The sequence below is a fragment of the Butyrivibrio sp. genome (assembly GCF_017433805.1).
Classification (GTDB): Bacteria; Bacillota; Clostridia; order Lachnospirales; family Lachnospiraceae; genus Butyrivibrio.
This window is the reverse complement of sequence record NZ_JAFRGN010000032.1, coordinates 18,516-29,075: the sequence shown is the minus strand read 5'-3', so window position 1 is coordinate 29,075 and position 10,560 is coordinate 18,516. Positions and strand designations below refer to the sequence as shown.

Sequence of the window (10,560 nt, the reverse complement as noted above, 5' to 3'; positions counted from 1 at the left end):
GATGATGGCAATATCGTTGGATACGCCTATGCTTCATCCTTTAAGGGAAGACGCGCTTACGACTGGTCTGTGGAAATGACAGTTTATGTCAAAGAAGACTGCAAGCGCCAGAAAATCGGTCAAATGCTCTATGACGTTCTTGAAAAATCCCTTGCTGATATGGGAATACTAAATGCAAATGCCTGTATTGCATGCCTGAAAGAAGGCACTACAGATGAACACCTTACAAACGATTCCATGTACTTCCATGAGAAAAGAGGCTATAAGCTTGTTGGTACCTTCCATGACAGTGGATTCAAGTTTGGAACCTGGTATGACATGATCTGGATGGAGAAGATGCTTGGGGAGCACACCTCTACTCCTGCCCCTGTTAATTTTGGCAACTGGGAAATATAAATATAAAAAAATCTAAAAAAATTATAAAAAACCAGTATGAAGCACAATACGTATAATGCTATAATGAATGACGGAAAAAACGTTGGTCAGATAAATGGCCATCTATAAAAAGGAGAAAAAAGTATGTTGGAGAAGTTATTCAAACCTGAGGAACACAACACCACCGTCAAAAAAGAAATCATTGCCGGTTGCACAACGTTCCTGACAATGGCCTACATTCTTGCTGTTAACCCTAACATTCTGGGAACAGTTATGAATGCTAACGGCGTATTTGTAGCAACTGCCCTTGCATCTGCTATTGCTACATTCATCATGGCATTTCTTGCCAATTATCCTATCGGTCTTTCTGCTGGACTTGGACTTAATGCTTACTTTGCTTACACAGTATGTCTTGGAGAATTGGCTTCAGAGGAGAATCCTTTCACAATCGCTCTTACAGCAGTTTTTGTAGAAGGTATTATCTTTATTATCCTTTCATTTTTCAAGTTCCGTGAACAAATCATCAACAGCATTCCTCAGAATCTTAAGTATGGTATCTCAGCAGGTATCGGTCTTTTCATCGCTTTCATCGGAATGCAGAATGCTCGCATCATCGTAGCTAACGATGCTACTATCGTAGGTCTTGGAAGCTTCTCAGATCTTGATATGGTACTCGCACTTGTTGGTCTTGTTGTTATCGCTATTTTAGTTCATTACAATGTTACAGGTGGCGTTCTCATCGGTATCATCGCTATCTGGATCCTTGGTATGATCCTTCAGGCAGCTGGCATCTATACATCAGCTAACCTCTTCCCAGATTTCTCACAGGGACTTCAGCTTGGAGCTATCAGCGAGACAGCATTTAAGCTCAACTTCGGATGGGCTGCTTCTCATATCATCCAGTTCCTTGCTATCACATTCAGCTTCCTCTATGTTGATCTCTTCGACACAGTTGGAACTGTAGTTGGTGTTGCTGATAAGGCTGGCTTACTTGATGAGGATGGTAACCTTCCAAGAGTTGGTCAGGTATTCCTTGCAGACGCTGTAGGAACAACATGTGGTTCACTCCTTGGTACATCTACAATCACAAGCTTTGTTGAGTCAAGTGCCGGTGTTGCAGCAGGCGGAAGAACTGGTCTTACAGCTCTTACAACTGGTGTACTCTTCCTTGTATCACTTGTACTTAGCCCACTCTTCCTTGCTATTCCTTCATTTGCAACAGCTCCTGCTCTTATCTATGTAGGTATGCTTATGCTCATGAGTGTTACTAAGATCAAGTTCGATGGCGACATCGCTGATTCAGTAGGTGCTTACCTCGCAATCGTTATGATGCCACTTGCATACTCAATCGCAACAGGTATCATGTTTGCAGTAATCGCTTGGGTAGTTCTCAAGGTTTGCAGCAAGAAGGCTAAGGATGTTAGCCCAATCATGTGGTGCGTATTCTTACTCTTCGTACTGAGAATTGTAGCTCTTGTAGCTAACTTCCAGTAATGGAATAATACAACACATAAAAATAGCCTGGTGTCCACCAAAATGGTCACCAGGCTCTTTTATTATTTATTCAATATTTTCAAGCTTTACTTTTGGAAGATTCCATAGGAAGTGACGAGCAAGCACTCTTAAAATGATCACAAGAGCAAAGCTGCACAGCATCGCTGCATTCCATGTTCCAATAATGTCATGCATGACTACCATAAGAATTCCTCCTATGATAACAGGAAGTGCGTATACATGTTTAACAAATATCGCCGGCATCTGAATCGATAAAACATCTCTTATAACGCCTCCGCCAACACCTGTTATAAAGCCAAGGAACACCAAAAGGAACTTGTTATCCTCATATCCAAAATTGGCACCTATCATAACTCCATCTACCATGAAGGCTGCAAGTCCAAGAGTATCAAATATAAAGAGTCCTCTGTCATATAGTCCTGAAAATTTCTGAGGAATTCCCTTATGAAAATACATTATTCCAAAAACAATATTAGCAACTACCGCCGCCACAATAACATAAAACGGATTTATGAACATCTGTGGCGGAAAGTTACCCATGATAAGGTCTCTTGTCAGGCCACCTCCACAGGCTGTCAGAATAGCAAGAATATTAACTCCAAAAATATCCATTCTCTTCTGTATTCCTGTGATTGCTCCCGATATGGCAAATGCAACGGTTCCAATAAAATCAAATATTACAAGTAATGATAAAGACAATTTAGTTCACTCCAAAAATCTATTATTTAATGCATATCTTATTTTTTCCGCTTCCTTTAGCTTCGTAAAGAGCTTCGTCAGCACGTTGGAAAACATCATCAGCAGTATCGCCCTCCTGATACTCTGTAATTCCAACACTGATTGTTCGGCTTCCAACCTCATCATATTTCGTATCAGATATCTTTTGCCTGATCTCATCAAGAAGCTTGTATGCCTCATCAATCGAAACCTTAGGCAGCATAAAGAAGAATTCCTCGCCGCCCCAACGTCCTATAACAGAGCTTGGAATCTTATTGATCTGCCCTTTTAACATATCGCTGATACCTACAAGAACTTTATCGCCTTCTGCATGTCCAAAGGTGTCATTTATTGATTTGAAATCATCCACATCGACTATGCCAAGAGCTATATCAAGCCCCATAGTCTTGAATGGTCCAACTGCTCTTCTGACAACCTTATCTATAACTCGTCTGTTGTAAAGACCTGTAAGAGCATCTGTATCAGCCATCTGCTGAAGTTCTTCGTTGGCCGCGCGAAGCTCAGCTGCTGTAACATTAATGAAGGTCGCAAGTCTTCTGACCATGGAAATCTGGCCATGCATTTTCTGCTCTTCGCTCATCTCTATCTTCTTGTCACCAATACCTGTAGGCTGCGCAATAGCAGGCTTACCTTCTCTCATGCTGATAGCAATAAGTGTGACATGATGCTCTATGAGATAGCCATCCATACGCATGATCTCACCGCTGGAATAAAAACCACTAACAGGCGCTATCTGGCTAAAAGGTCCGGTTTCTTTATTGATAAGATATTTCCAATAAAGTCTTCTGACGCCGCAGGAATACAGGAACACAGCCTGAGGCGCAAAATTCCTCACATGTTCAGTAAGCTCCGTCACATCTCCTCTAATGACATCCGGATCACCATAAGAAAGATTGACCTTAGTTCCTTTATCCAGATCAGCAGCAAGAATAATAGAGCCATCCTCTGAATTACATGAAAACGGAAGTCTCAAAACATGCTGCCCATGCTGAGTAGACATGATCGGAAACTCCAATATATTGGAAAAGAAATCATCATTGGCCTGAATATCAAGATATTTACTATATATCTGAGTAGCCGGAACGCCGTCGAGTTCATAGAGGCGCTTTCCTTCTATTCTGGTAGCCGTCATATCTTTGCCCAGAGGCTTCCAACCTATGGCATGCCTGATATCTACAACTATGTCATCACCAGAATAAGTCACCAGCATTACGCCGGCATGACTGATCCTATCCTCATTCATGACACTGGTATAAGTCTCGCCAATATCCACGTTGGCACTACCACCGCCAAATATCTTGACATCTTCTCTGCACTTCTCAACCTCATTGAGTATCTTGTGAGAATTAATAGTCTTGAGCGTTATGAGAATCTCGGCAGCTTTGATATTATCCGTAGAATTGATAACTTCTCTGATCATAGTTCCAAGTTCAGTTTCGCCATCCGGCTTACAATCAAACAACTGAACCTCAACATCTGTCGACTCAAATACAGAAACTGCCATGACCATTCCATAGTCGGCAAGATGTCCATCACAGATATCGCCATTAGAACTGGTTCCTCCAATATGGGCATCTTCAAAATGCTCCAGTATGAGTTGCTGTACCTGTCTGATCTGATCATCAGTAAATACTATCGAATACAGATGGAAAAGAATTGATCTGTAAGGAGCCTTGCTGGTATAGCCATACAACTCTCCAAGTGCAGCCCTAACCTCTTCCGCATGTGTAAACTCGTAATTAAACTGCTTCATAAAATGTCCCCGATGTTAATCTCTTTTTCCCTCATTTCCAGCATACTTCGCCATGAGCATTTTAAAAAATAAAGGCTGGAATATAAAGATTAATACATATCCGACAATAAAGCAAATAATAAGTGATGGAAGGAACATTCCAAGGAAGTTTAGCTGAGCCATTCCGCCTGACTGTTTCATAGCCATCTGATAAGCTAGAAATACCATGCAGAAGGTCATTATAGGTGTGTAGATCAGATTTGATATAAAACTTGAAAAAAGCTTCTCAGGAAGTGTTCCCTGCTTAAGCCCAAGTTTACCTGACAATGCATTAGTAACTTTCCCCATAGGAATCAAAAATCCGATGATAAGGCTGATGATCGTACTGACTATAAAGCTTATGATAAAACCTGGAACAGTAAAGTGTCCTGAAGTGAGTGTTCCAACCAGTGACAAGCAAAAACTCATAGTCAATCCCATGCATATACTCATTCCACGTCCGATTCTCTTCATCATTTCTTCCATCTGATACCTCCATCATTCTACGTTGCAAAAATATCGCACCAATTGCACACAAATTAACTGTATTAAGTATATCATTGTTATTTAGTTTGAACAAAGCTTATAAATATGTTACTATCGTTAAGTTGTATAAAAGGTTTTCCATAACGCAGAAAGGATTTGCACAAATGAAAATTGCAGTAACTTATGAAAACGGTGAAGTTTTTCAGCATTTTGGTCACTCTGAGAACTTTAAAATTTATGAAATAGAAAACAATGAGATCGTATCTTCCAAGGTAATTGGTACTAACGGAACAGGCCATGAGGCTCTTGCAGACCTGCTTGCTGACGAAGATGTTGATGCTCTTATCTGTGGAGGAATCGGCGGCGGTGCTATGGAAGCTCTCGAAGCAAACAGTATTAACGTATGCTCTGGAGCTTCAGGGGATGCTGACGAGGCTGTAAGAAGTTTCCTTGCAGGTGCACTTGAGAGTACAGGTGTTAACTGTGATCATCACGATCATGAGCACGAGGAAGCTATTGATGATAACGCTGATAACAGCGCCGATTCAGAGGAAGAAGAATTCGGATGTGGCGGCTGCGGCGGTGGCTGCGGTGGATGCTCAGACGACGAGGAAGCTGGCTGCGGTGGCGGCTGCGGCGGATGTGGTGGATGCCACTCTACTCCTCTTTTCGAAGGAAAAAACGTTGGTAAGACCTGTCGTGCACACTACACAGGTACTTTCAATGATGGTACTAAGTTTGATTCATCCTACGATAGAGGCGAGCCACTTGAATTCGTATGTGGAATGGGAATGATGATCCTTGGCTTTGACAAGGCTGTTGCTGAGATGAACGTTGGAGATATCGTTGATGTTCACCTTACACCAGATGAAGCTTATGGTCCATTTGATCCTAACGCTATCATCAAGCTCAAGATTTCAGATCTTCCTGGTTCAGAGGAGCTTAACGTAGACGAGAGAGTATACCTTCAGGATGTTTACGGAAGACCAGTTCCAGTTAAGGTTATTGAGAAGACTGAAACAGATATTACTTTCGACGCTAACCACGAGATGGCTGGCAAAGAGCTCAACTTCAAGATAGAGCTTGTAGAAGTTAAATAATCAGACAAATAAAGCCTTCAGGAGTTATGAAATGATTCATATCCTGAAGGCTATTTTTAACTAAACATTAACCATTTTTGCTCTGTTAATTACATTCTGTGCAAGAGCACATTTGAGCAACGCCTTGAGCCAGCGCATTTCTTTGGTATACTCTTCGTCCGTAGGTTCACCACTACTATAGAGCTTATCTATCGCAGCAAAATCCAGATACTTTTTCCAGTAATCTCTATCAAGGCTATCAATGATTTCTCTTTTGCGCCTCGTGTATTCTTCAAACCAGTTTGCCTTAACCTCATTTTTCAGATTGCTAAAGCTGGTCACCTCTTTGATATTTAACTCATATAGCGATTTAGGCATAATATCCTTGAAGGCTTCTCTATAGATATATCGCTTGGTCCCCCCGTTAATATAAAGATATCTGGGAATAGATACCGCAAAGTCCATTACCCGAAAGTCCATAAACGGGGCTATATATCTTACGCCGCAGTATGCACCTAAAAGCGCCATATTTTCCAGTCTGTTACGGCTTCCGCCATTTTCTATATAGGCAACAGGATCATAGTCAAACTGCATGCTTCTTTGCTTTTTATCCAGGTACCCATAAGCAAAGTCTATATTAAGAAGCTCCGGAGAAGCATACCAGTTAGTATATTCTTTTTTCTTTTCCCTGTTTGACGTCACAATACCTCTGACGCCTTTTTTGAGAGTCCTCACTACGCGGTGTTTCTTCCTTGTCACAGACCACAGGTGCCTGAAGTAGCGGTAGTACTCATGGTGGTGGAACATCTCATAGGAGCTGCTCCTGTGGCTAATTCCCTCATCTCCTCCGTGACCTGTAAACATCACTTTAGCCCCATGTTCTCTGACATAAAATGAACCGTGAAGAAGTGTATACGTATTGGAGCTTGCTGGAAGTACAAAACGAAGATCCATCGAACCATCATTTGGAATGCTGAGCCCAACTCTTTCCATGCTCTTTGCAGCCTTTTCGGTACAGTCAGATTCAAGATGCATATAGTTGCAGGTGATGTTCTCCTGCTTGCAGATATCAGCAATGACCTTTCTCTCATCCCCCTCTGCCATATCAAGTTCATTGGGATCTAATGACCAGGAAAAGAAAACCGCCTCTCTCCCAAATCTGCTGATAAGAATGTCAATAACTCCTGAATCAAGGCCTCCTGATAGCTCTGCGCCCACAATTCCGGATACAGCTCCAAGTCTTCTTCTAACAGAATCCTCAACAAGTGTTCTGAGTCTTGCGCAATACTCTTCTTTGGAGGACAGTTTTATTTTCTTTTGCCCAAGCTTCCAATATCTGCTGGCTTTATGCTCTACACTATTCTTGCCAAAAGAAATCTCTATGAAATGCGCCGGAGTGACACACTTCACATTCTCATATGGAGTGTTATCCAGAGTATCAGCATCAAAACCTGCTACAGTCCTGTATATCCACTCATCATCTACCTTGCCACGTACATCCGGATGCGCAAAAAGGCCTCTAAGGTCTGTAGAAAAAGCTACTGTATTACTGTCTTCATAGTAAAACAGAGGTCTTATTCCCATGTGATCTCTAAATAGAGTTAGACTCTTTTTATTCTCATCATAAACAGCTCCAGCAAAATCACCATTAACCTCTGCAAGGCATGAAAAGCCAAGCTGCATAACAAGTTTAAATAAGAGCTCGGCATCGGAAGCATCGTAATCACAATCGCATCTTCCAAGGAGCTCATCTCTATTGTAAATAACTGCATCTATGACAGCGCAGCTGTGTCCTTCATGGAGTATCGGATACTCCTGTCTGTGTTTGTCTGACAGTTCCTGTACGCAGCAGCCTAGCGCAATATTTCCGTTTTTGTATGTACCCTCGCCATCTCCTCCATAAAATCTATTCCATGGAAGCATGGCATCTATAAGATCATCCTCTATGAGAACTTTACCCATAAAGCCAAATATGCTACTCATAATCCCCTCATTTCATGTAAAAAGGCTCTGTCGATCATACAATCAACAAAGCCTTATTTAGCTGATTCAATATGGAACAGTTATTCCTGAAGTTATGAATCAAGCTCTGTTGGATCTGTTTCTCCAGGTGTAAAAGTTCCTGTACCATGCTTGTTGATGTACTTGTTATACTCACCAGTAGCATCAACTCCATCGATACCTTCATACTTATGCTGAAGCTTACCATCTGCAGTAGCCTCAATCTCAAGCATTGCGATTTCTGGTCTAGTCCATTGTTTCATATTGGTCCCCTCCTACCATATATAAATTTTGGATTATTTATATATTAATGGTATTAGGGTATTGGTACACGGTCAACTAATCTATCAAAAAAGCAAGAACAATAAATTATTTATAAACTATCGTTTTAAAGGATATCAATATGCTCTCCTGCAAGGGCTTTGTTCATGCTGCGCACCGCACAGAACTTGCCACACATAGAGCAGGTATCATCAAATTCAGGAGCCCTGTCTGCTCTGATAGACTTGGCTGTTTCCGGGTCAATTGCACACTCCCACTGCTTATCCCAGTCAAATTCCTTTCTGGCATCTGCCATCTGGTTGTCGATATCCATAGCATGAGGAATCTTCTTGGCTATGTCAGCAGCGTGGGCTGCGATCTTGGAAGCAATAATGCCCTGCTTAACATCATCTACGTTAGGAAGAGCCAGATGCTCAGCAGGAGTTACATAACACAGGAAAGAAGCGCCTGCTGCCCCTGCAATAGCTCCTCCAATGGCAGAGGTGATGTGGTCATAGCCTGGAGCAATATCAGTTACAAGAGGTCCAAGTACATAGAAAGGTGCTCCCATACATATTGTCTGCTGCAGCTTCATATTGGCCTCAATCTGATCCATTGGCATATGGCCAGGGCCCTCTACCATTACCTGTACATCCTTTTCCCAGGCTCTCTTGGTAAGCTCACCAAGGCGCACAAGCTCCTCTATCTGACATACGTCACTGGCATCGGCAAGACAACCTGGTCTGCAGGCATCGCCAAGGGAAATTGTCACATCATACTCTCTACAGATATCAAGAATCTCATCATAGTACTCATAAAAAGGATTCTCCTGCCCTGTCATGCTCATCCATGCAAATACAAGAGATCCACCTCTGGATACAATGTTCATTTTTCTCTTATGCTTTTTGATCTGATCAATTGTCTTTCTGGTAATTCCGCAGTGAAGAGTCACAAAGTCAACGCCATCCTGAGCATGAAGCCTTACTACGTCAATAAAGTCCTTGGCTGTGAGTTCTGCCAGGTCTCTCTGATAATGAATTACGCTGTCATATACTGGAACTGTTCCCAGCATAACAGGGCACTCTTCAACCAGCTTTTTTCTAAAAGGCTGTGTATTTCCATGGGATGACAGATCCATAATAGCATCTGCTCCCATGTTTACAGCTGCCATAACCTTTTCCATCTCTATGTTATAGTCCTTGCAGTCTCTTGATACGCCGAGGTTAACATTTATCTTGGTACGTAGCATAGAGCCTACGCCCTTTGCTTCAAGACACTTATGATTCTTATTGGCGCAGATTGCAACCTGTCCCTTAGCTACAAGGTCTCTTATCTCCTCAGGAGTTCTATACTCATCTCTTGCAACCTTCTCCATTTCAGGAGTGATGATTCCTTTTCTTGCTGCATCCATCTGTGTTGTGTAATTACTCATTTTCTTTCCCTTTCACTTTTTCCATACTTATTGTTTTAAACTCTATGACACAAAGGGCCTCGTCCCTGCCCCAGATCAAGTCCTGCACTTATGCATTTTTCTATGTATTCTTTGGCTCTTCTTACTGATGTTTCCAAATCGTAGCCACCTGCCTGGTTAGCTGCTATGGCGCTTGATAACGTGCACCCTGTTCCATGAGTGTTTGGATTATCGATTCTGCTGCCCTCAAGCCAGATGAGTTTATATTCTGGCTGCTCTCCATTACCTTCATTACCGCGAATGCACAATAGATCCGACGATACTCCTTCCCTGTCAAAAGAGCTATGTCCGCCCTTTATCAGTACGCTGCATTTATACCTGGATGATAATTCAATTGCTGACTCTTCCATTTCATCTCTTGAGTTAATCTGATCAGAGCTTCCTACTGTCCCATCGCTTTCCTCCGATTTTAAGGCAAGAAGCTTCTCTGCCTCCGGAATATTAGGTGTTATGAGATCGCACCGGCAAAAGAGCTGCTCACTCATATATTTCATGGCTTCTGACCTTGTAAGCTCTGTACCTGAGGTTGAACTGAGTACTGGGTCAAGAACAATATTTCTAAGCTTATATTTATCAATCGTTTCGGCTACAGCCTCCATTACCTCTTTATCAGGAAGCATACCAATTTTGACAGCATCCGGCATTATATCTTCGCACACAGCTTCAAGCTGTCTATGAACAAAGCTCTTATCAACTGGCATAACTCCTGTAATTCCCATGGTGTTCTGAGCAGTGAGTGCCGTGATGACACTCATACCATATACTCCATGAGCTTCCATGGTCTTAAGGTCTGCCTGTATTCCAGCTCCCCCTGAGCTATCACTTCCCGCTATTGTCAGTACCGTCTTCTGTTTCATGTTGAT

General features: G+C 42.1%; 10 protein-coding genes. 3 read left to right on the top strand and 7 right to left on the bottom strand.

The window, feature by feature from the left end:
• Window positions 1-396: GNAT family N-acetyltransferase (locus tag IJI01_RS08270; protein WP_292188573.1), on the top strand; the 396-nt coding region annotated here is incomplete at its 5' end.
• 126 nt (window positions 397-522) lie between these two features.
• Window positions 523-1,869, top strand: coding sequence for an NCS2 family permease (locus tag IJI01_RS08265; RefSeq protein WP_292188576.1), 1,347 nt, complete (start codon window positions 523-525; stop codon window positions 1,867-1,869).
• Between the two features lie 66 nt (window positions 1,870-1,935).
• On the opposite strand, the gene IJI01_RS08260 is transcribed toward IJI01_RS08265, so the two are convergent.
• Genes IJI01_RS08260 through IJI01_RS08250 form a run of 3 tightly spaced genes read right to left on the bottom strand, consistent with a single transcriptional unit; the run spans window position 1,936 to window position 4,885 of the window.
• A complete protein-coding gene (locus IJI01_RS08260) occupies window positions 1,936-2,589 on the bottom strand; it encodes a trimeric intracellular cation channel family protein (protein WP_292188570.1) in 654 nt (217 codons plus the stop codon).
• Window positions 2,590-2,611: 22 nt separating this feature from the next.
• Window positions 2,612-4,381, bottom strand: a complete 1,770-nt coding sequence (locus tag IJI01_RS08255) for a sensor domain-containing diguanylate cyclase (protein WP_292188567.1) — start codon at window positions 4,379-4,381, stop codon at window positions 2,612-2,614.
• 15 nt (window positions 4,382-4,396) lie between these two features.
• Window positions 4,397-4,885: a hypothetical protein gene (locus IJI01_RS08250; RefSeq protein WP_292188566.1), complete on the bottom strand. Its 489-nt coding sequence runs from the start codon at window positions 4,883-4,885 to the stop codon at window positions 4,397-4,399.
• 164 nt (window positions 4,886-5,049) lie between these two features.
• Here IJI01_RS08250 and IJI01_RS08245 point away from each other — a divergent pair, with 164 nt between their 5' ends.
• On the top strand, window positions 5,050-5,985 hold the full coding sequence (locus tag IJI01_RS08245) for a NifB/NifX family molybdenum-iron cluster-binding protein (protein WP_292188564.1): 936 nt from the start codon (window positions 5,050-5,052) through the stop codon (window positions 5,983-5,985).
• Between the two features lie 60 nt (window positions 5,986-6,045).
• Here the strand turns inward: IJI01_RS08245 and IJI01_RS08240 are convergent, their stop codons facing one another.
• The 4 genes from IJI01_RS08240 to thiD all read right to left on the bottom strand — a co-directional run bounded on the left by IJI01_RS08240 (window position 6,046) and on the right by thiD (window position 10,554).
• Entirely contained in the window at window positions 6,046-7,947 is a 1,902-nt protein-coding gene (locus tag IJI01_RS08240) for an asparagine synthetase B family protein (RefSeq protein ID WP_292188563.1), read from the bottom strand.
• Between the two features lie 92 nt (window positions 7,948-8,039).
• Complete coding sequence (locus IJI01_RS08235) at window positions 8,040-8,228, bottom strand: hypothetical protein (RefSeq protein ID WP_292188561.1); 189 nt, start codon at window positions 8,226-8,228, stop codon at window positions 8,040-8,042.
• Window positions 8,229-8,353: 125 nt separating this feature from the next.
• Complete coding sequence (thiC, locus tag IJI01_RS08230; protein ID WP_292188558.1) at window positions 8,354-9,658, bottom strand: phosphomethylpyrimidine synthase ThiC; 1,305 nt, start codon at window positions 9,656-9,658, stop codon at window positions 8,354-8,356.
• A gap of 35 nt (window positions 9,659-9,693) precedes the next feature.
• On the bottom strand, window positions 9,694-10,554 hold the full coding sequence (thiD, locus tag IJI01_RS08225; RefSeq protein ID WP_292188555.1) for a bifunctional hydroxymethylpyrimidine kinase/phosphomethylpyrimidine kinase: 861 nt from the start codon (window positions 10,552-10,554) through the stop codon (window positions 9,694-9,696).
• Window positions 10,555-10,560: the final 6 nt, after the last annotated feature.